At 72.3% G+C, this 20,280-nt stretch carries 17 protein-coding genes; 8 read left to right on the top strand and 9 right to left on the bottom strand.

Translation table 11 applies throughout. From position 1 onward, the window contains the following. Positions 1–15: 15 nt before the first annotated feature. Complete coding sequence (locus ACZ56U_RS21195) at positions 16–663, bottom strand: biliverdin-producing heme oxygenase (protein ID WP_469085544.1); 648 nt, start codon at positions 661–663, stop codon at positions 16–18. Positions 664–775: 112 nt separating this feature from the next. After that, positions 776–1,633: a type I methionyl aminopeptidase gene (map, locus tag ACZ56U_RS21190; RefSeq protein ID WP_469085543.1), complete on the bottom strand. Its 858-nt coding sequence runs from the start codon at positions 1,631–1,633 to the stop codon at positions 776–778. Positions 1,634–1,691: 58 nt separating this feature from the next. Between map and ACZ56U_RS21185 the strand changes: the two genes are divergently transcribed. Then, on the top strand, positions 1,692–1,922 hold the full coding sequence (locus ACZ56U_RS21185; RefSeq protein ID WP_391229649.1) for a hypothetical protein: 231 nt from the start codon (positions 1,692–1,694) through the stop codon (positions 1,920–1,922). A 5-nt stretch (positions 1,923–1,927) separates the two neighbouring features. Here ACZ56U_RS21185 and ACZ56U_RS21180 read toward each other — a convergent pair whose 3' ends face one another. Further along, the gene (locus ACZ56U_RS21180; protein WP_469085542.1) at positions 1,928–3,253 is read right to left on the bottom strand and encodes an MFS transporter; all 1,326 of its coding nucleotides are present in this window, start codon (positions 3,251–3,253) and stop codon (positions 1,928–1,930) included. Positions 3,254–3,307: 54 nt separating this feature from the next. Beyond that, positions 3,308–3,910 carry a hypothetical protein gene (locus ACZ56U_RS21175; protein ID WP_469085541.1) on the bottom strand — a complete coding sequence of 201 codons (603 nt, stop codon included), beginning with the start codon at positions 3,908–3,910 and terminating at the stop codon, positions 3,308–3,310. A 184-nt stretch (positions 3,911–4,094) separates the two neighbouring features. Between ACZ56U_RS21175 and npdG the strand changes: the two genes are divergently transcribed. Then, positions 4,095–4,811 carry an NADPH-dependent F420 reductase gene (gene npdG, locus ACZ56U_RS21170; RefSeq protein WP_469085540.1) on the top strand — a complete coding sequence of 239 codons (717 nt, stop codon included), beginning with the start codon at positions 4,095–4,097 and terminating at the stop codon, positions 4,809–4,811. Between the two features lie 61 nt (positions 4,812–4,872). Further along, the gene (locus ACZ56U_RS21165) at positions 4,873–5,052 is read left to right on the top strand and encodes a hypothetical protein (protein WP_469085539.1); all 180 of its coding nucleotides are present in this window, start codon (positions 4,873–4,875) and stop codon (positions 5,050–5,052) included. Here the strand turns inward: ACZ56U_RS21165 and ACZ56U_RS21160 are convergent. After that, positions 5,042–5,839, bottom strand: coding sequence for a site-2 protease family protein (locus ACZ56U_RS21160; RefSeq protein ID WP_391229659.1), 798 nt, complete (start codon positions 5,837–5,839; stop codon positions 5,042–5,044). The genes ACZ56U_RS21165 and ACZ56U_RS21160 overlap by 11 nt on opposite strands. A gap of 317 nt (positions 5,840–6,156) precedes the next feature. Here ACZ56U_RS21160 and ACZ56U_RS21155 point away from each other — a divergent pair, with 317 nt between their 5' ends. After that, positions 6,157–9,936 carry an AfsR/SARP family transcriptional regulator gene (locus ACZ56U_RS21155; RefSeq protein ID WP_469085538.1) on the top strand — a complete coding sequence of 1,260 codons (3,780 nt, stop codon included), beginning with the start codon at positions 6,157–6,159 and terminating at the stop codon, positions 9,934–9,936. 23 nt (positions 9,937–9,959) lie between these two features. Here the strand turns inward: ACZ56U_RS21155 and ACZ56U_RS21150 are convergent, their stop codons facing one another. The 3 genes from ACZ56U_RS21150 to panB all read right to left on the bottom strand — a co-directional run bounded on the left by ACZ56U_RS21150 (position 9,960) and on the right by panB (position 12,900). Next, the gene (locus ACZ56U_RS21150) at positions 9,960–10,781 is read right to left on the bottom strand and encodes an ABC transporter permease (RefSeq protein WP_469085537.1); all 822 of its coding nucleotides are present in this window, start codon (positions 10,779–10,781) and stop codon (positions 9,960–9,962) included. Beyond that, positions 10,778–11,803, bottom strand: a complete 1,026-nt coding sequence (locus ACZ56U_RS21145; protein WP_469085536.1) for an ATP-binding cassette domain-containing protein — start codon at positions 11,801–11,803, stop codon at positions 10,778–10,780. Before ACZ56U_RS21145 ends, ACZ56U_RS21150 begins: the two co-directional genes overlap by 4 nt. A 230-nt stretch (positions 11,804–12,033) precedes the next feature. Then, on the bottom strand, positions 12,034–12,900 hold the full coding sequence (panB, locus tag ACZ56U_RS21140) for a 3-methyl-2-oxobutanoate hydroxymethyltransferase (RefSeq protein ID WP_391229667.1): 867 nt from the start codon (positions 12,898–12,900) through the stop codon (positions 12,034–12,036). Positions 12,901–13,115: 215 nt separating this feature from the next. Between panB and ACZ56U_RS21135 the strand changes: the two genes are divergently transcribed. From ACZ56U_RS21135 to ACZ56U_RS21120, 4 genes are all read left to right on the top strand, one after another. Continuing rightward, positions 13,116–14,711: an MFS transporter gene (locus ACZ56U_RS21135; RefSeq protein ID WP_469085535.1), complete on the top strand. Its 1,596-nt coding sequence runs from the start codon at positions 13,116–13,118 to the stop codon at positions 14,709–14,711. A gap of 67 nt (positions 14,712–14,778) precedes the next feature. Beyond that, the gene (locus ACZ56U_RS21130; RefSeq protein ID WP_469085534.1) at positions 14,779–15,426 is read left to right on the top strand and encodes a TetR/AcrR family transcriptional regulator; all 648 of its coding nucleotides are present in this window, start codon (positions 14,779–14,781) and stop codon (positions 15,424–15,426) included. A gap of 185 nt (positions 15,427–15,611) precedes the next feature. Beyond that, the gene (locus ACZ56U_RS21125; RefSeq protein WP_469085533.1) at positions 15,612–16,661 is read left to right on the top strand and encodes an endonuclease/exonuclease/phosphatase family protein; all 1,050 of its coding nucleotides are present in this window, start codon (positions 15,612–15,614) and stop codon (positions 16,659–16,661) included. An 83-nt stretch (positions 16,662–16,744) separates the two neighbouring features. Further along, entirely contained in the window at positions 16,745–17,968 is a 1,224-nt protein-coding gene (locus ACZ56U_RS21120) for an MFS transporter (RefSeq protein ID WP_469085532.1), read from the top strand. A gap of 230 nt (positions 17,969–18,198) precedes the next feature. Here the strand turns inward: ACZ56U_RS21120 and ACZ56U_RS21115 are convergent, their stop codons facing one another. Continuing rightward, positions 18,199–20,235 (bottom strand): NAD(+) synthase, encoded by a 2,037-nt coding sequence (locus tag ACZ56U_RS21115; RefSeq protein ID WP_469085531.1) that lies wholly within the window; start codon positions 20,233–20,235, stop codon positions 18,199–18,201. Between the last annotated feature and the right edge of the window lie 45 nt (positions 20,236–20,280).

The following is a 20,280-nucleotide window of genomic DNA, read 5'->3' as shown; positions in this document are numbered from 1 at the left end:
ACTCCGGGCGAGGCGTCACGCGCTCAGCGGGAACTCCTCGCCCAGGGCCCGGAAGACCGCGGTGTTCAGCGCGAACGCCTTCTTGCACTCCGCCACGATCCGCTGCTTCTCCAGGTCGTCCGCCCGCACCCCGTCCAGCAGCTCCCGGTAACCCCGCTTGAACGCGGCGGGGTTGGCGACGCCCTCGAAGACGTAGAAGCGCACCCCGTCGCCCTTGCGCTCGAAGCCCCAGGTGCGCTCCGCCTTGTCGCGGATGATCTGGCCGCCGGAGAGGTCGCCGAGGTAGCGCGTGTAGTGGTGGGCGATGTACCCGCCGGGCCACTCGGTGGCGCACTCGCGCACGCGGTCCGCGTAGACCCGCGTGGCGGGGAGCGCGGTCAGTCCCGCTCGCCAGTCAGCGCCCCGCAGATGCTCCAGGTCCCGCTCCAGCGCGCCGAGCCGGTACAGCTCGGGCTGGATGAAGGGTCCGGCCACCGGGTCCGCGGCCAGCCGGTCGGCCCCGCTCTCCAGCGCCTCGTACACGAACCACAGCTGTTCGGTGTAGCGGGCGTACGCGTCCACGCCCAGCCTGCCGCCGAGCAGGTTGCTCATGAAGGACGAGGTCTCCGCCTCCCTGTGCTGCTCGTGCGACGCGGTACGGATGACGGTCGAGAAGGAGTCCATGCAGAACATCCTTTGAGGTTAGGCTTGCCTAAGTCAATAGGTTTGCCGACGCGCTGTCGGTAAAAGCGTACAAGAAAAGACCCACCCCCAGCAGGGGGCGGGTCCAGGCGTGCTACGGCAGCGTCAGGATGTCCGCGCCCGTCTCCGTCACCACCAGCGTGTGCTCGAACTGCGCCGTCCGCTTGCGGTCCTTGGTGACGACCGTCCAGCCGTCGTCCCACATGTCGTACTCGTGCGTGCCCAGCGTCAGCATCGGCTCGATCGTGAAGGTCATGCCGGTCTGGATGACCGTTGTCGCGTGCGGGCTGTCGTAGTGCGGGATGATCAGCCCGGAGTGGAAGGACGAGTTGATGCCGTGGCCCGTGAAGTCGCGGACCACCCCGTAGCCGAAGCGCTTGGCGTACGACTCGATGACCCGGCCGATGATGTTGATCTGGCGGCCCGGCCTGACCGCCTTGATCGCGCGGTTCAGGGACTCCCGGGTCCGTTCCACGAGCAGCCGGCTCTCGTCGTCGACGTCTCCCACCAGATACGTCGCGTTGTTGTCGCCGTGCACCCCGCCGATGTACGCCGTCACGTCCAGGTTGACGATGTCGCCGTCGTTCAGGACCGTCGAGTCCGGGATGCCGTGGCAGATCACCTCGTTGACGCTGGTGCACAGCGACTTGGGGAAGCCGCGGTAGCCGAGCGTCGATGGGTAGGCGCCGTGGTCGCACATGTACTCGTGCGCCACCTTGTCCAGCTCGTCGGTCGTGACGCCCGGGGCGATCAGCTTGGCCGCCTCGGCCATCGCCCGCGCCGCGATACGCCCGGCGACCCGCATCGCCTCGATCGTCTCGGGCGTCTGCACCTCCGGACCGGTGTACGGCCGGGGCGCGGGCTTGCCCACGTACTCGGGGCGGCGGATGTTTCCGGGCACGGAACGGGTGGGGGACAGCTCCCCTGGGACGAGCAGCGACTGGCCAGACATGCCAGCGAGTCTAACGAGCCCCCGTGGGGGAACATGTCGTAGGCGAGAGGAGCTGGTCATGGCCCTGTTCAAGAAGCGCACGGTCGGCAAACCCGGCGAGTGGTACTACTGCCTGGAGCACAAGAAGGTCGAGGAGGGGCCGGACTGCCCCGGCAAGGACCGGTTCGGGCCCTACACCTCCCGGCAGGAGGCCCAGCACGCGATGGAGACCGCCCGCGAGCGCAACCTCCAGTGGGAGAACGACCCCAAGTGGCACGACGCCCCCGCGGGCGGCGCCGCCGACGACTGATCCGGTCAGGTCTGCGCCTCGGCGGGTGCGGCGGCGGCCCTGCGCTGCTCCCGCACCCGCGCCGCGTGCTCGTCCGTCCGGGCGTCGTAGGTCATCAGCTTCGGCAGGCACAGGGCCAGCAGTCCGACCGCACCCGCGCACAGCAGGCCGCCCGACCACACCGAGGCCCGCACGCCCCACCACGCGGCGAAACCGCCCGACCGGACCTGGCCGAGCGTCGGGCCGACCGAGTAGGACAGCAGCTCGATGCCGGCGAGCCGGCCGCGCAGCTCGTCCGGGATCGTCTGGTTCCACATCACCCCGCGGAAGATCCCGCTGACCATGTCGCAGCCGCCGGCCACGGTCAGGCACAGCAGCACCAGCCACACGTTGCCCACGACACCGGCCGCCGCGATCGCCACGCCCCACAGCGCGGCCGACAGCACGACCATCCGGCCGTGCCGGTGGATCCGCGCCGTCCAACCGCTCGTCACGCTCACCAGCAGCGCGCCCAGCGGGATGGTGGCGTACATCAGGCCCAGTGACCACTCGGCGTCCAGCTCGTCCGCCAGGAACGGCAGCAGGGCCAGCGGCATCGCCAGGAACATCGCGGCGAGGTCGACGGCGTAGGTGCCCAGCAGTTCCTTGCGGCTCCAGGCGTACCGGGCGCCCTCCGCGATCGCCTTCAGCGACGGCTTCGCCGCCTCGTGCGCGGCGGGGGAGGAGGCGATCGGGATGATCAGCACGACCGAGATCACGAAGGTGGCCAGGTCCGCCGCGTAGGCCCAGCCGAGCCCGGCGTACGCCACCACCACACCCGCCACCGCCGGGCCCGCGACCCCGCCGACCGTCCAGCGGAAGGTGTTCAGCGAGGCCGCCGCCGGCAGGTGCTCATGGGCCACGATCCGCGGCCACAGCGAGTCCAGCGCCGGCCGCTGGACCGACACCAGCGCCGAGGACAGGGCGGCGACCACGTACAGCGGCCAGATCGCCGGCTCCGGCATCAGCGCGTTGACCAGCAGGGCCGCGCTGAGCAGACCCTGGCCGGCCTCCGTCCAGATGATCAGACCCCGCTTGTCCAGGGCGTCGGCGAGCGCGCCGCCGTACAGGCCGAAGACGATCAGCGGGACCAGCTCCACCGCGCCGATCGCGCCCACCGCCGCCGCCGAGTCCGTCAGCTCCTTGATCTGCACCGGCAGCGCGACGAACGTCAGGAAGCTGCCGAAGTTCGAGATCAGCCCCGACACCCACAGCCGCCGGAAGTCCGCCGACGCCCGCCACGGGGTGAGATCGGGCAGGACGGAGCGCAACCGGGAGGTCGGCTTCGCGGGAGAGGTGTCGTCGTCGGTCACGAACGGTCATGCTCGGGCGGAACGGCCCCCGGGGGCAACCGAGTTTCGCGCGAGCTACCAGCGCGCCGGTGGCGGGGCCGTCAGCTGGTCCGTCAGACGGGACAGGCGGTCCAGGAAACGGCGCCGGGCCCTCGGCGTCGGCAGGGCGTTCTCACCGGCCGCCGCGCTCACCAGGTGCTGCACGGTGTCCAGGTCGAGGTCCGTGTCCGCCGGTACCGCGAGCGACTCGTGCGCCATCGCCGCCAGCTCCCCCTCGCCGGAGCCCAGCGCCAGCACCGTCGCACCGGCCTGGCGGGCGTCGTGCACCCGCTCCAGGAGCCCCGCACCCGGGCCCTCCGGCGACACGACCAGCAGTGTCTCGCCCCGCCGCACCGCCGCCAACCGCCCCGGACCGACCGCCAGATGAGCCGGGTCCGAAGGGCGCGCGCCATGGCGTACGAGCGTGGGGGCCAGCTCCGGGGTGCCCGACCAGGCCGCCTCGTCCACCAAGTGGGCCGCCAGATGCCAGGGTTCGTACGTCGGCGTGCCCACCAGCAGCAGCCCGCCCCCGTGCGAGACCACCGAACCCCGCAGCACGCCCGCGAACCTCCGGGTCGCCCCCAACCACTCGGTCCCGGCGAGCACTTCGCGCAGCAACGCGACACGTACGGCGTCCATGCGGCCGCATCCTGCCGCAACCGGCCTCTCGCGACCCGCGGTTCACCACCGATTCGCCCGAACCGGGCACGGGAGCGGCCGACCGCCCGGAGAGGGATACCCTCTCGAACTCCGCCCGGCGGGTGCCCGTGGCGCGGGCCCACCTGACCGGACGGGCCGCGCGCGGCGCACGTACAGTCGCCCCATGACCTCTACCGACAGTGCTGCACAGGCCCCCGCGAAGGCCCCCGCGAAGGACCCCTGGGACCTGCCCGACGTCTCCGGGCTCGTCGTCGGCGTGCTCGGCGGGACCGGGCCCCAGGGCAAGGGCCTCGCCTACCGGCTCGCCAAGGCCGGCCAGAAGGTGATCATCGGCTCGCGCGCCGCGGACCGCGCCCGGGCCGCCGCCGACGAGCTCGGCCACGGCGTCGAGGGCGCCGACAACGCCGAGACCGCGCGCCGCAGCGACATCGTGATCGTCGCCGTCCCCTGGGAGGGCCACGGCCAGACCCTGGAGTCCCTGCGCGAGGACCTGGCCGGCAAGCTCGTCGTCGACTGCGTCAACCCGCTCGGCTTCGACAAGAAGGGCGCCTACGCGCTCAAGCCGGAGGAGGGCAGCGCGGCGGAGCAGGCCGCGGCCCTGCTGCCGGACTCACGGGTCGCCGCCGCCTTCCACCACCTGTCGGCGGTGCTGCTGATGGACCGCGAGATCGAGGAGATCGACACCGACGTCATGGTCCTCGGCGAGGAGCGCGCCGACGTCGAGATCGTCCAGGCCCTCGCCGGCCGGATCCCCGGCATGCGCGGCATCTTCGCGGGACGTCTGCGCAACGCCCACCAGGTCGAGTCCCTGGTCGCCAACCTGATCTCGGTCAACCGCCGGTACAAGGCGCACGCGGGCCTGCGCGTCACCGACGTCTGAGCCGATGGGGGACACTGGACGGCGACGTCACCAGTGTCCCCCCGACAGGAGAGCCGCCCCCATGCCCCGCCTCGCCGTCTACGCCCTGATCGTCTGCCTGCTCGCCGTGGCGGCGGCGGTCGTGTCCTTCGCCCAGGGCAGCCTGCTGGGGATCGTGTGGGTGCTGCTCGCGGGGCTGTCCAGCAACATGTGCTGGTACTACCTCAAGCGCGGCCGGGCCGAGCGGCCTGTCAGCCGTTGACCGAGCAGAAGTCGCTGGTCTGCCAGAACCGGTAAAGATCTTGGCCGCAGTAGGTCTCGAAGTCGCTGATGCCGAGCGAGGCCAGGAGGGAGTCGACCACGTCGAAGAAGACGTTGTTGACCGCCGGCACCCACAGCAGCGCGAACACGAACAGCAGGCCGAACGGCGCGAACGGCTCCACCTGCCGCTTGACGTTGTACGACAGCCACGGCTCGATGACGCCGTAGCCGTCCAGGCCCGGCACCGGCAGGAAGTTCAGGATCGCCGCCGTCACCTGGAGCAGGGCGAGGAAGGCCAGCGCGAACCGGAAGTCCGCCGGCACCCCGTCCAGCGCGTCCAGCCAGAACGGGGCGGTGCACACGACCGCGAACAGCACGTTCGTCAGCGGCCCGGCCGCCGAGATCAGGCTGTGCCGCCACCGCCCCCGGATCCGTCCACGCTCGATGAAGACCGCACCGCCCGGCAGGCCGATCCCGCCCATGATCACGAAGAGGACGGGGAGGACGATGCTCAGCAGGGCGTGGGTGTACTTGAGCGGGTTGAGGGTGAGGTAGCCCTTCGCGCCCACGGTGATGTCACCGCTGTGCAGGGCGGTCCGCGCGTGCGCGTACTCGTGCAGACACAGCGAGACGATCCACGCGGCCGTCACGAACAGGAAGACGGCCACCCCGGGTTGCTCCGCGAACCCGGTCCACGTGGCCCAGCCGGTGACCGCCGTCACGGCGAGGATCCCCACGAAGACGGGGCTGATCCGCCGATCGCTGTTACGGGCGGCTGTGGTGGTCATGGGGCTCCCCCGACTCTCGTACACGCTGTGGGACTGCCCGACCGTACCGGGCGTACGGCGAAAACGTCTCGCGGTGGGTCATCGGTTCCGGGGAGGGTGGGGGCATGGGGCTCTGGCAGGTGTTTCACGAGGACCGGCGGACGCGGTGGCGCGGTACGCCGTTCCCGGTGGGCGAGGAGGTGAGCCGGCCGCTTCCGGAACAGGACGGCGGCCCGGCCGCGCCGCCTCGGACGTCCGACACGGTGCGGGGGCGCCCCATGTGATCCGCCAGCCCCCGGACCCGCTCCCTGTGACCGCCCCCGAACCCACCAGAGACAATGGACCCCGTGCGCTATCGCATCCTCGGCACCACCCAGGCACTCCGTCCCGACGGCACCGCGCTCCCCGTCGGCGGCGCCCGGCTGCGCGCGCTGCTGACCGTGCTCGCGCTGCGGCCCGGCCGTACGGTCACCCCGAGCCTGCTCGTCGTCGAGGTGTGGGGCGGTGACCCGCCCGCGGACGCGCCGGGCGCGTTGCAGGCGTTGGTCGGGCGGCTGAGGCGGGCCCTCGGGGCGGACGCGGTCGCCTCCGTGGACGGCGGTTACCGGCTCACCGCCGCGCCCGACGACATCGACCTGCACCAATTCGACCGGCTGACCGGCGAGGGCACGCGCGCCCTCGCCGACGGCGACCCCGCCAAGGCGGCCGGTGTCCTCGACGACGCCCTCGCCCTGTGGCGCGGCCCTGCCCTCGCCGACCTCCCCGACCGCAGCGCCGAGGCGGCCCGCTGGGACACCCGGCGCCTGGACGCGCTGCGCGCCCGGCACACCGCCGCCCTCGCCCTCGGCCACGCCGAGGCGTCCCTGCCCGAACTGACCGCCCTGTGTGACACCCACCCCCTCGACGAACCCCTCCAGGCCCTCCGGCTGCGCGCCCTGCGCGACTCGGGCCGCACCGCACAGGCGCTGGCCGCCTACGAGGACGTACGGCAGGTCCTCGCCGACCGGCTGGGCGCCGACCCGGGCCACGAACTCAGGTCACTGCACGGGGAGTTGCTGCGTCCCGAGGGGCCGGGGCGGGGAGCGGGCGGGCCCGCGAACGGGCGGTGGCAGGGGGCCGACGGGGCGGGCCGGGCCGGGCGGTGGGCTGAGGTAGCGGGGGACCGGGGCCAGGGGGTCGGGCCGGGGGCGACGGGGGCGACGGGAGGGTCAGGGGCGACCGGGGGGCCGGAGGCGGCTGGAGGGCCGGAGGCGGCTGGAGGGTCGGAGACGGCTGGAGGGTCGCGGACGGCCTGGGGGTCGGGGACGGCTGGGGGGCCGGAGGCGACCGGGGGGTCGGAGACGGCTGGAGGGTCGGGGGCGACCTGGAGGCCGGAGGCGGCTGGAGGGTCAGGGACGACCTGGGGGCCAGGGGCGACCGGAGGGCAGGAGGCGACGGGAGGGGCGGGCGCGACCCGGGGGCCGGAGGCGGCCGGAGGGTCGGAGGCGGCCCGGTGGCCGGACAGTGCGCTGGGTTTCGCCGTCCCCTCGGACGCGTCGCGCCACGGCCCGGACGGCATCGCCCCACGTGGCCCCTCCGCCACCACCGCCGCACCTCCCGCCCTCGGCAACCTCCGGGCGCGCCTCACCTCCTTCGTCGGGCGGGAGAGCGACATCGCGGCCATCCGGGGTGACCTCGCGGCGGCCCGGCTCGTCACGCTGCTCGGACCCGGTGGCGCGGGCAAGACACGGCTGTCGCAGGAGGCGGCCGAGACGGTGCGCCACACGGTCCGCGACGGGGTGTGGCTGGCCGAACTGGCGCCCGTGGACGACCCGGAGGGCGTGCCGGACGCCGTGCTCACGGCTGTCGGTGCCCGCGAGACCGTGCTGTACGGCGCGGGCGCGGAGGCGATGCGGGCCGGCAACGAGCGGCACGCCGACCCGGTGGAGCGGCTCGCGGAACACTGCGGGAAGCGGCGGATGCTGCTGATCCTCGACAACTGCGAACATGTCGTCGAGGGCGCCGCACGCCTCGCGGCGGAGCTGCTGGCGCGCTGTCCGCAGCTGACGGTACTGGCCACCAGCCGTGAACCCCTCGGTGTGCCGGGGGAGTTGCTGCGGCCGGTCGAACCGCTGCCCGAGCCGGTCGCGCTGCGCCTGCTCGCCGACCGCGGGGCCGCCGCCCGGCCCGGGTTCCGGGTCGACGCCGACCAGGAGAGCGCCGAGGCCTGCGCCGAGATCTGCCGCCGCCTCGACGGCCTGCCCCTCGCCATCGAGCTGGCCGCCGCCCGGCTGCGCATGCTGACGCCACGACAGATCGCCGACCGGCTCGACGACCGCTTCCGGCTGCTCACCTCCGGCAGCCGTACCGTGCTGCCCCGCCAGCAGACCCTGCGCGCGGTCGTCGACTGGTCCTGGGAGCTGCTCGACGAGGACGAACGCGACGTCCTGCGGCGGCTGTCGGTGTTCGCCGGCGGCTGCGACCTCGCCGCCGCCGAGGCCGTCTGCGGCCCCGTCGCGCTGGAGGCGCTCGGCTCGCTCGTCGACAAGTCCCTGGTCGTCGCCGCCCCTTCGGGCGAGGGCGGCCAGATGCGCTACCGGCTCCTGGAGACCGTCGCCGAGTACGCGGGCGAACGGCTCGACGAGACCGGCCTGCGCGGCGAGGCGGAGCGCGCGCACCTGACCTACTACCGCGAACTGGCCCGCGCCACCGACCCGTTGCTGCGCGGCCCCCACCAGTCCCTCGCCATCGAACGGCTGGAGCGCGAGTACGAGAACCTGCGCACCGCCCTGCGGCACGCCATCGCCGAGCGCGACGAGCAGGAGGCGCTCAGCCTGGGGCTGTCGCTGGGCTGGTACTGGCAGATGCGGGACGTACGCATCGAGGCCCGCGGCTGGTACGCCGAGATCATGGCCCTCGGCCCCGACCCCTTCACCGCGCCGGTGCGCCGCGCCCTGCCGGTCCACGAGCGCTGCACCGACCTGCCGCCCCCGCTGACCGGCGAGCTCCTCGTCGAGGCCCGGCGCGGTGTCCACCTCGCCCATCTGGCCTGCATGGACACCGAGTTGGAGGCCTGGGACACCCCGCAGGCGAAAGACAAGCTGCGCGTCATCGCCGAGACCTACGAACCCGGCCTCCCGCAGGTCTGCCGCGTCCCCGGCCTGCTCTGGTTCTACGCCGTGATGCTGTCCGGGGGAGTGCACCGGCTGCCCGGCATCCTCGACGCCGCCATCCGCACCTGCCGAGCGACACCCGGCATGGAGTGGGAGCTCGCGGGCGCCCTCCAGTTGCGGGCCAACCTCCTCGCCAACCGCGCCGACTGGGCGGGTGACGCCGCCCGCGACGCCGACGAGTCGCTGGCGCTCTTCGAGCGCCTCGGCGACGCCTGGGGCACCGCCGAGGCGCTGTCCGCGCGCGGCGAGGCCCGGGAGCGCGCCGGCGAGTACCTGGCGGCCGCCGCCGACTACGAGGCGGCGATGGAGCGGGCCGAGCGGCTCGGCGCCCGCGCCCAGAGGGCGGTGCTCGGCGCCCGGCTCGGCAGCGCCCTCATGGAGGCGGGCGAGGCCGAGCGGGCCGAGCGGCTCCTGCGCGAGGTGATCGAGCGGCGGGACGGCGCGGGCAACGAGGCCATGCCGGCCGCCCGGATGTTCCTCGCCGGGCATCTCGCCCTGAGCGGGCGGGTGGCGGAGGCGCGCGAGCAATTGAGGCTGCTGCGCGAGGAGTTCACCATCTCCCACTTCGTCGTCTTCGACGCGTTCATCCTCGGCTCGGAGGCCTGGGTGGAGGCGGTCGGTGGCCGCTACGACGTCTGCCTGGACAAGGCCCGCCAAGCCCTGGAGCGGGCCGACGACCCGCTGTCCGAGGCCATCGCCCCGTACATGCGCCCGCTGTACCTGACGGTCGCGGCGATCGCCCTGGCCGCCCGCGACGACGACGGCGGGGCCGCCCGTGACGCGGCGCGCCTGCTGGGGGCCGCGCGCGCGATGCTGCCGCCCTCCCATGTGGCCACCTCCATCGAACGTGAGGCGTACACCCGGGCCGCGCGGTTCGCGCGGTCCGCGCTCGGCGACGCGGCATTCGAGGCGGCGTACGCGGAGGGCGGCGGCCTCTCGCCCTCGGAGGCCACCGCCCTGGTCTGACGACGCGGAACCGACGCCGGCCGTCAGCTCTTCGTCTTGAACTTGTGGATCGCGACCGGTGCCATCACGGCGGTGATCGCCACCGACCAGCCGAGCGTCACCCACAGGTCGTGGGCGACCGGGCCGCCCACCATCAGCCCGCGCGCCGCGTCCGCGAGTGTGGACAGCGGGTTGTAGTCGGTGAACGCCTGGAGCCAGCCCGGCATCGACGTCGTCGGCGCGAAGATCGAGGAGCCGAACTGGAGCGGGAACAGCACCAGGAAGCCCATCGCCTGCACGGACTGCGCGCTCTTCATGATCACGCCGAGGGTGAGGAACACCCACATGATCGAGGAGGCGAACGCCGTGGACAGTGCCACGGTGGCCAGCAGACCGCCCCAGTTGGTGATGTCGAAGCCGACGGCGACGGAGACCAGCATCAGCACGGTGGTCGCGAACAGCATCCGCATGAGCTCCACGGAGATCTTCGCGAAGAGCACCGAGCCGCGCCCGATCGGCAGCGAGCGGAAGCGGTCCATGACACCGGAGTTGAAGTCCTGGCTGAACCCGGTGCCGACGCCCTGCGACAGCGTCATGCTCATCATCGCGATCATGCCCGGGATGACGTACTGCACGTACTGGTCCTGCCCGCCGCCCAGCGCCTGCCCGATCGAGCCGCCGAAGACGAACACGAACAGCAGGGTGAAGATGACCGGCATCAGCAGCGCGTCGGCCATCGACTCCGGGTCCTGACGGATCCAGAGCAGGTTGCGGCGGATCAGGGCGCCGGTGTGCCGCAGATGCCCCCGCAGCGAGATATGGGCGTCGTCGGCGATGGCGGGGACGGGGGTGGTGGTGGCGCTCATACGGCGACCTCCTCGCGGTCGTCGGCGGGCACGGCGTCCTGCGGGGCGCTCGCGCGGTGGCCGGTGAGGGACAGGAACACCTCGTCCAGGCTGGGGAGTTCGGTGGTGATGGCGGAGAGCGTGACCCCGCGCGCGGTGACCGCGCCGACCACGGCGGTCAGCTGCTCGTCGCTGAGGATCGGCACCAGCAGGGACCCGGCGTCGAGGTCCAGGGTGGTGGTGGCGAGGCCGGTGATGCCGAGCCCGTCGAGGTGGGAGGCGAGCGGCCGCAGCTGCAGCGGGTCGACGGGGCGTACCCGCAGGGTCCGGCCCCCGACCTTGGCCTTCAGCTCCTCGATGCGGCCGCCGGCGATGACCTGGCCGCGGTCGACGACCGTCAGCTCGTCGGCGAGCTGCTCGGCCTCCTCCATGTACTGGGTGGTCAGCAGGACGGTGACGCCGTCCCCGACCATCCGCTTGACCTCGTCCCACACCTCGTTGCGGGTGCGGGGGTCGAGCCCGGTGGTGGGCTCGTCGAGGTAGAGCACGGCCGGGCGGCCCATCATGGAGGCGGCGAGGTCGAGCCGGCGCCGCATACCGCCGGAGTAGGTGCTCGCCGGGCGCTTGGCGGCGTCGGTGAGCGAGAAGCGCTCCAGCAGCTCGTCGGCGCGGGTCCGGGCCTCCTTGCGGGGCAGGTCGAGGAGGCGCCCGATCATGTACAGGTTCTCCCACCCGGGGAGCTTCTCGTCCACGGAGGCGTACTGCCCGGTGAGTCCGATGACCCGCCTGAGCTGCCGGGGCTGCCGTACGACGTCGTACCCGGCGACCGTGGCCTGTCCGGAGTCGGGCGTGAGCAGGGTGGACAGGATGCGGACGAGGGTGGTCTTGCCGGCACCGTTGGGCCCGAGGACACCCATGACGGTGCCCTCCCGCACCTCCAGGTCCACGCCGTCGAGTGCCTTGGTCTCGCCGTAGTGCTTCACCAGCCCCCGCACGGTCACGGCGATGTCGGCGCCGCTGGGCTTGTTGTCGATTCGCGTCATGGGCAGGACGGTGTCAGGCCCCACTGACAAACGACCGACAGGCGGCTGACAGCGCCGACATACGACCGACAGCAGCGGTTTCCCTCACCGACGACGGCCGCCACCATCAAGTGAAGGACCACGACGGCGGCAACCACATCCGCGAGGGCGGGGCGCCGGTTCAGGCGCACCAACGGCAGCGGCCCGCCGACGGGGGAAGATCGGCGGGCCGCCGTGGTACCGCAGTGGCTCTAGTGGACGCTGTGCTCCTCGAGCGGGAACGTCCCGCCCACCACGTCCTCCGCGAACGCCTTCGCCGCGTTGCCCATGACCTCCCGGAGGTTCGCGTACTGCTTCACGAACTTCGGGACCCGCCCCCCGGTCAGACCCAGCATGTCGGTCCAGACCAGGACCTGCGCGTCCGTCTCCGCGCCCGCGCCGATACCGACCGTCGGGATGTGCAGGGTGCGGGTGACCTCGGCCGCCAGCTCCGCGGGGACCAGCTCCAGGACGACCGCGAAGGCGCCCGCGTCCTGCACGGCCTTGGCGTCGCGCAGCAGCTGCGCGGCTGCCTCCTCGCCGCGGCCCTGGACGCGGTAGCCCATGGCGTTGACGGACTGCGGGGTGAGGCCGATGTGGGCCATCACGGGGATGCCGGCCTCGACCAGGAGGCGGATCTGCTCGTGGGAACGCTCGCCGCCCTCGAGCTTGACCGCGCCGACCCCGGCGTCCTTGATCAGCCGGGTGGCCGAACGCAGTGCCTGGACCGGGCCCTCCTGGTACGAACCGAAGGGGAGGTCACCGACGATCAGGGCGCGGGAGGTGCCCCGCACGACGGCCGCGGCCAGCATCGTCATCTGGTCGAGGGTGACGGGCACCGTCGACTCGTAGCCGAGGTGACAGTTGCCCGCGGAGTCGCCGACGAGCATGACCGGGATGCCGGCCTCGTCGAAGACGGACGCGGTCATCGCGTCGTAGGCGGTGAGCATGGGCCACTTCTCGCCCCGCTCCTTGGCGAGGGCGATGTCGCGAACGGTGATGCGGCGGGTGCCCTTCCCCCCGTACAGCGCCTTGCTGCCGTCGGAGGGCTTCGTCTGGGCAGCCGAAAGCTGCGTCATGGCAACGGCTCCTTCGTCATCTCGAGGCGCCCTGACGGCGTCCCCGGACCACCTCCATGGTGGCACCTCGTGCCACGCGCGGCCAGAGCGGGGCACGGGACATCGCTCACGCCTCGAGCGACGTAGGCCTGAGGTCCTAGGGCTGTTCTTAAGGTCTCCGTAAAAGATTCCGATACGAGACGGTGCCGTATCGAAAAGGGGCTACGCTCGACCCCATGACTTCTCCTGCCGACCCGGCCCTCGCCGGCCCCCGTATCCCGGAAGCCGTGCACCGGCGCCGCTGGGCGATCCTCGGCGTGCTGATGCTCAGCCTGCTGATCGTGGTGCTCGACAACTCGATCCTGAACGTCGCGATCAAGACGATCTCCACCCCCGCCCCGACCGGTCTGGGCGCCACCCAGAGCGAGCTGGAGTGGGCGATCAACTCCTACACGCTCGTCTTCGCGGGACTGCTCTTCAGCGCCGGGCTCCTCGGCGACCGGCTCGGGCGCAAGAAGGTGCTGCTCGGCGGGCTCGTCCTGTTCGGCATCGGCTCCGCCCTCGCCGCCAGCGCCGGATCGCCGACCGAGCTGATCGCGTTCCGTGCGGTGATGGGATTCGGCGCGGCCTTCGTGATGCCCGCCACCCTCGCCGTGCTGATGAACGTCTTCGAGCGCGAGGAGCAGCCCAAGGCCATCGGCATCTGGGCCGGCGGCGTCGGACTCGCCATCGCCATAGGCCCGATCACCGGAGGCGTGCTCCTCGACCACTTCTGGTGGGGGTCCGTCTTCCTCATCAACGTCCCGATCGTGCTGCTCGCCCTCGCCCTGATGCTGTGGCTGGTCCCGGACTCGCGCGACCCGAACCCCGGCCGCGTCGACCCGATCGGTGTCGTGCTGTCCGTCGTCGGCCTGGTCCTGCTGGTCTACGGCATCATCAAGGGCGGCCAGCTCGCCGACTTCACGGACGCCACCGTGCTCTCCACGATCGGCGCCGGTCTCGCCGTGCTCGTCGCCTTCGTCGTCTTCGAGAAGCGCACCGACCACCCCTCGATCGACGTCACCTACTTCCAGAACAAGGTGTTCTCCGCCGCGATCGCCGCCATCGCGCTGGTCTTCTTCGCGCTGATGGGCGTGACGTTCTTCTCCGTCTTCTACACCCAGAGCGTGCGCGGGTACTCGCCGCTGGAGACGGGTCTGCTGATGCTGCCGCTGGCCGCCGCGCAGATGGTGTTCGCGCCCCGGGCCCGGCTCGTCGTCGACCGGTTCGGCAACAAGGCCACCACCACCGCCGGACTGCTCGTCATCGCCGCGACCCTCGCCGCGTTCGCCGGGTTCGAGGCGGACACCCCGATCTGGATCCTCGAGGTCGTCTTCTTCCTCATGGGTGCCGGCATGGCGCACATCATGACCCCGGTCAGCGTCGTCATCATGCAGGCCCTGCCCCGCGAGAAGGCCGGCTCCGCCTCCGCGCTCAGCAACACCTTCCGCCAGGTCGGCGGCGCCCTCGGCATCGCCGTGCTCGGCTCGGTGCTGTCCACGGCCTACCGCAACGGCATCGAGGACAAGCTCGGCACGCTGCCGCAGAACCTGCGCCACACCGCGGGCGAGTCCATCGAGGCCACCCTCGGCGTCGCCGCGAAGCTCGGCCCCGACGGCCGCGCGCTCGTCGGCCCCGCCCACGACGCGTTCCTGCACGCCATGCACGTCACCGCGCTGTGGGGAGCGGGCGTCGCGGTCGTCGGCGCCGTCGTGGTGGCGCTGTTCCTGCCGGGCAAGCCGCCGGCCGTCCAGAAGGACGAGGAGGGACGGAAGTTGGTCGCGGCGGAGTAGAGGCGGCCTGCGGGTGGGACCGCGCCCGGGGGACAATCGTCCGAGGAGACAGAAGGGATCCAGCGACGTGAGCAGCCTCGCCGAAGGCCACCCCCGGCAAGCGGCCCCCGTGCGGGGCCGCCCCCGCAGCGAGGCCGTGGAGCGCGCCATCGTCGAGGGCGTGCTGAAGCTCCTGGAGGAGGGCGTGCCGCTCGCGGAGCTGTCCATCGAGCGCATCGCCCGGACCGCGGGCGTCGGCAAGGCCACCATCTACCGGCGCTGGAGCGGCAAGGAGGAACTCTTCGTCGACGTCGTCCGCGCCACCGAGCCGCCCGACCCCGACCTCCCGGGCACCTCCATGCGCGACGACCTCGTCGCGATCCTGGAGCAGTTGCGCCAACGCGGCCTGATGACCCGGTCGTCGGCGCTGCTGCGCAGTGTCTTCGCCCAGATGAAGAGCAGCCCCAAGCTCTGGGAGGCCTACCACGCGATCGTCGTCACCCCGCGCCGGCAGAAGCAGTACGCCATCCTGCGCCGCGGTCAGGTCAACGGCGAACTCCGCACCGACCTCGACGTCGAACTCCTCAACGACCTGCTGGTCGGGCCCATGCTGTTCCGCACGATCATGCAGCCCGACGCCGACCTGCCCGAGGGGCTCTCCGAACTGGTCGTCGACAGCGTGCTCCAGGGGCTACGGCCCGTCAGCTCACCGTCCGTCAGTTCGCCCACGCCGTAGCGGCCGTGTGCGCGTTTCGTCACAGAGGGCGCTTTCTGCACCCGACGCCGGAACTGCGGGCGCCGACTTGTTCGTGCTCGTAGGGGTACGGCCGTCATGGGACGGCGGGATCGGAACCGATCATCCCCTAGGGTCTTGTGCGGGGGGACGGACGGATGCACGGCAGGCAGTGAGGCGATCGCGGTATGGCGCAGCAGGCGTACATGGAGGAGACGGACAACGGCGGCTCGGACCCCGAGCGTCGGGGCTCCAGGCTCCGGCGCCTGATCGACCGGGTCGTCGGCGGCTGGCGGGGCGACGCGAGAATCTGGCGCCGCGGTCTCGTCCTCGCGGCGCTGGCGGGGCTCCTGGCGCTGGTGATGCTGGTCCACTCGCGCATCCCCAACCGCATCGGCAACCTCGGCAGTCTCACCGAGACCTTCCTGCCCTGGCTGGGCGTGGCCGTGCCGGTGCTGCTGGTCCTCGCCGTCGTACGCAAGTCGGCGACCGCCCTGATCGCCGTGGTGCTCCCGGCGGTCGTGTGGCTCAACCTCTTCGGCGGGCTGGTCACCGACAAGACCGGCTCCGGCGGTGACCTCACGGTGGCCACGCACAACGTCAACGCCGACAACCCCGACCCGGCCGGCACCGCCCGGGACGTGGCCGCGTCCGGGGCGGACGTGGTGGCGCTGGAGGAGCTGACCTCGGCGGCGGTGCCGACGTACGAGAAGGCGCTGGCGGGGACGTACCGGTACCACTCGGTGCAGGGCACCGTCGGGCTGTGGAGCAGGTACCCGCTGTCCGGCGTGCAGCCCGTCGACATCAAGCTGGGCTGGACGCGTGCGATGCGGGCCACCGTGGCGACGCCGGAGGGGCAGGTCGCGGTCTACGTCGCCCACCTGCCCTCGGTGCGGGTCAAGATGAAGGCCGGGTTCACCGCCCGGCAGCGCGACAAGAGCGCCGACGCGCTCGGCGAGGCCATCGCCGACGAGTCGCTGTCGCGGGTGGTGCTGCTCGGCGACCTCAACGGCACGATGAACGACCGCGCGCTCAACGCCGTGACCGCGCAGATGCGCTCCACGCAGGGGGCGGCGGGCAGCGGGTTCGGGTTCAGCTGGCCGGCGTCGTTCCCGATGGCGCGGATCGATCAGATCCTGGTGAAGGGGATCGAGCCGGAGAGCTCGTGGACCCTGCCGGAGACGGGGAGCGACCACCTTCCGGTGGCGGCCCGTGTGAAGGTCGACACGTCGTCCTGACCGGATGGAATACGGGGCCCGATGGGCTTTGTTCCGCAGATGAACATATGCTGTGGAACCCGCTCTGGAAAGGCCCCTTTTTCATGCCCCTGGCCCTGCTGGCGCTCGCCGTCGGCGCCTTCGGTATCGGCACCACCGAGTTCGTGATGATGGGGCTGCTGCCCGATGTCGCGGACGACCTGCACGTCTCGATACCCACCGCCGGTCACCTGGTCTCCGCGTACGCCCTGGGCGTCGTCATCGGCGCCCCGCTGCTCGCCGCCGTCACCGCCCGCATGTCCCGCCGGACCGTTCTGATCGGACTGATGGCACTGTTCGTCGCGGGCAACGCGGCCTCCGCCTTCGCGCCCGACTACGACTGGCTGCTGGCGGCCCGCTTCGTGAGCGGTCTGCCGCACGGCGCGTTCTTCGGGGTCGGCGCGGTCGTCGCCACCGGCATGGTCGCGCCGGAGCGCAGGGCCCGCTCGGTCTCCCTGATGTTCCTCGGACTGACCGTCGCCAACATCGCGGGGGTGCCGGTCGCCACGCTCATGGGACAGCAGTGGGGGTGGCGGGCGACCTTCCTCGGCGTCAGCGCGATCGGCCTCGCCGCGATCGGGTCCCTCGCGTCGCTGATTCCGCACGACAAGGCGGCGGCGGCTTCCGGCGGCGGTCTGCGCGGTGAGCTGGCGGCCCTGAGGTCCCTTCCCGTCTGGCTCGCCCTCGGCACGACCGTCGCCGGGTTCGGCGCGCTCTTCGCCGCGTACAGCTACATCACGCCGATGCTGACGGACTCCGCCGGTTTCGCCGGGGGGAGTGTGACGCTGCTGCTCGCGCTGTTCGGCGTCGGCGCGACGATCGGCAACCTGCTGGGCGGACGGCTGGCCGACCACGCGATGCGCGGCACGCTGTTCGCGGGACTGGCCTCGCTGGCCCTGGTCCTGGCCCTGTTCCCGGTGCTCATGACGACGGCGTGGAGCGCGGCCCTGGCGGTCGTCCTGCTCGGCACGGCCGCCTTCGTCACGGGCTCCCCGCTCCAGCTGATGGTCATGGAGAAGGCGTCCAGCGCCCCCTCCCTCGCCTCCTCCGCCAACCAGGCCGCCTTCAACCTGGCCAACGCCGGCGGCGCCTGGATCGGCGGCCTGACCCTGGCCGCGGGCTTCGGCGCCACGTCCCCGGCCCTGGCGGGCGCGGCCCTGGCCGTCCTCGGCCTGGGCGTCGCGGCGACGGCGTACGCCGTGGACCGACGCGGGCCCGCGCGAGGGTCTGGCGGCGGACGGCTGGTCGCGGTGCACAGCCCGCGGGTCGCGGAGAGGGTGGAGCACTGAGGGGAGCGGGGCGGGCCGGTGCGCCGGTCTGGCGGTGGACGGGCGATGGCCTGCGCTACCGCCCGTCCGCGCGCCCCTAGCCCGAGGGTGAGGCACCCCGGCCCCCCGAGGGCCGTCCACCGAGCCCTCGGTAGCGTAGGCCGCCGCCATTCCGCCCCCTCGCCCGAAGGTGAGGCACCCCGGCCCCCGAGGCCCAGGCGGAACCCCCAGCAGGGGCAGGCCCCGCGCGCTCAGTCGAACCGTTCGAGATCCCGTAGCCACGCTGCCGCCGAGCTGTCCGACGGGGCCCGCCAGTCGCCCCGTGGGGACAGGGAACCGCCCGCCGACACCTTCGGCCCGTTCGGCATGGCCGATCGCTTGAACTGCGCGAACGCGAAGAAGCGGCGGCAGAACACCTCCAGCCACCGCCGGATCTCCGGCAGGTCGTAGGTCACCCGCTTGGCCTCGGGGAAGTTCGGCGGCCAGTCGCCGGACTTCTCGTCGTGCCAGGCGTGCCAGGCCAGGAAGGCGATCTTCGAGGGCCGGAAGCCGTAGCGCAGGACGTGGAAGAGCGTGAAGTCGTGCAGCGCGTACGGGCCGATCTTCGACTCGGTGGACTGCATCTCCTCGCCCGGTACGAGTTCCGGGCTGATCTCGGTGTCGAGGATCGCGGCGAGGATGTCACCGGTCTCCTCGTCGAACTGCTCGCTGCTGATGACCCACCGGATCAGGTGCTGCATCAGCGTCTTCGGCACGCCCGAGTTGACGTTGTAGTGGCTCATCTGGTCGCCCACGCCGTACGTGGACCAGCCGAGCGCCAGCTCGGAGAGGTCACCGGTGCCGAGCACGATGCCGCCGCGCTGGTTGGCGAGGCGGAACAGGTAGTCGGTGCGCAGGCCTGCCTGGACGTTCTCGAAGGTGACGTCGTAGACCGGCTCGCCGGAGGCGAAGGGGTGGCCCATCTCCTTCAGCATCAGCCGGGCGGTCGGGGTGATGTCCAGCTCGGCCGCGGTGACGCCGAGGGCCCGCATCAGGCGGTGGGCGTTGTCCTTGGTGTGGTCGCTGGTGGCGAAGCCGGGCAGCGTCCAGGCGAGGATGTCGCTGCGCGGACGCCCCGCCCGGTCCATCGCGCGGGCGGCCACGATCAGCGCGTGGGTGGAGTCCAGACCGCCGGAGACGCCGATGACCACCTTCGGGCCGCCGATCGCCGCGAGCCGCTGCTGGAGGCCGGCGACCTGGATGTTGTAGGCCTCGTAGCAGTCCTGGGCGAGCCGGTCGGCGTCGGCCGGGACGAACGGGAAGCGCTCCAGACGGCGCCTCAGGCCCAGGTCGCCCGCGGGCGGGTCGAGTTCGAACGACACCGTCCGGAAGTCCCCGGCCCGCGTCCGATGGGTGCGCCGGTTCTCGTCGAACGAGCCCATCCGCATCCGCTCCTGCCGCAGCAGGTCCAGGTCCACGTCGGCCACCGCGTACTCGTCGCCCAGCGGGAACCGCTCGGTCTCGGCCAGCAGCACACCGTTCTCGTAGACCATGGCCTGGCCGTCCCAGGACAGGTCGGTCGTCGACTCACCGAGTCCGGCCGCCGCGTACACGTACGCGGCGAGGCAGCGGGAGGACGCCGAGCGGCACAGCAGCTTGCGGTCCTCGGCCCGGCCGACCGTGATGGGGCTGCCGGAGAGGTTGACCAGGACGGTGGCTCCGGCGAGAGCGGCCTCCGCGCTGGGTGGCACCGGCACCCACATGTCCTCGCAGATCTCCGCGTGCAGCACCAGACCGGGGACGTCGGCGGCCTCGAACAGCAGGTCCACGCCGAACGGGACGACCGAACCGCCCAGGCGGATCGACCCGCCGCGCTCGTCGGCGCCGTCGCCGATCTGCCGACGCTCGTAGAACTCCCGGTAGTTGGGCGGGTACGACTTCGGCACGACCCCGAGGACCCGGCCGCGGTGCACGATCACCGCGCAGTTGTAGACCCGGTTGCGGTAGCGCAGCGGGGCGCCGACGACCAGCACCGGGAGCAGGTCGGCCGACCCGGCGACCACCTCCGCGAGCGCCGTGTCGACCTCGTCGAGCAGCGCGTCCTGGAGGAGCAGGTCCTCGATGGAGTAGCCGCACAGCCCCAACTCGGGGAAGACGGCGACCGCGACCCCCTCCTCGGAGCACCGGCGCGCGTGTCGCAGTACCGCTTCGGCGTTGGCGGGCGGGTCCGCGAGGACGGTGTGCCCCGTGCACGCGGCGACGCGTGCGAACCCGTGCTGATAGATGGACCAGAAGTTCGAGGCAGTCACGGGATCAGTGTAATCGTCAGAGCGACGCGATGGGCTGGGGGTGGA

Source organism: Streptomyces sp. NPDC034103, from assembly GCF_055575395.1.
This window is presented reverse-complemented; position numbering and strand designations above follow the sequence as displayed.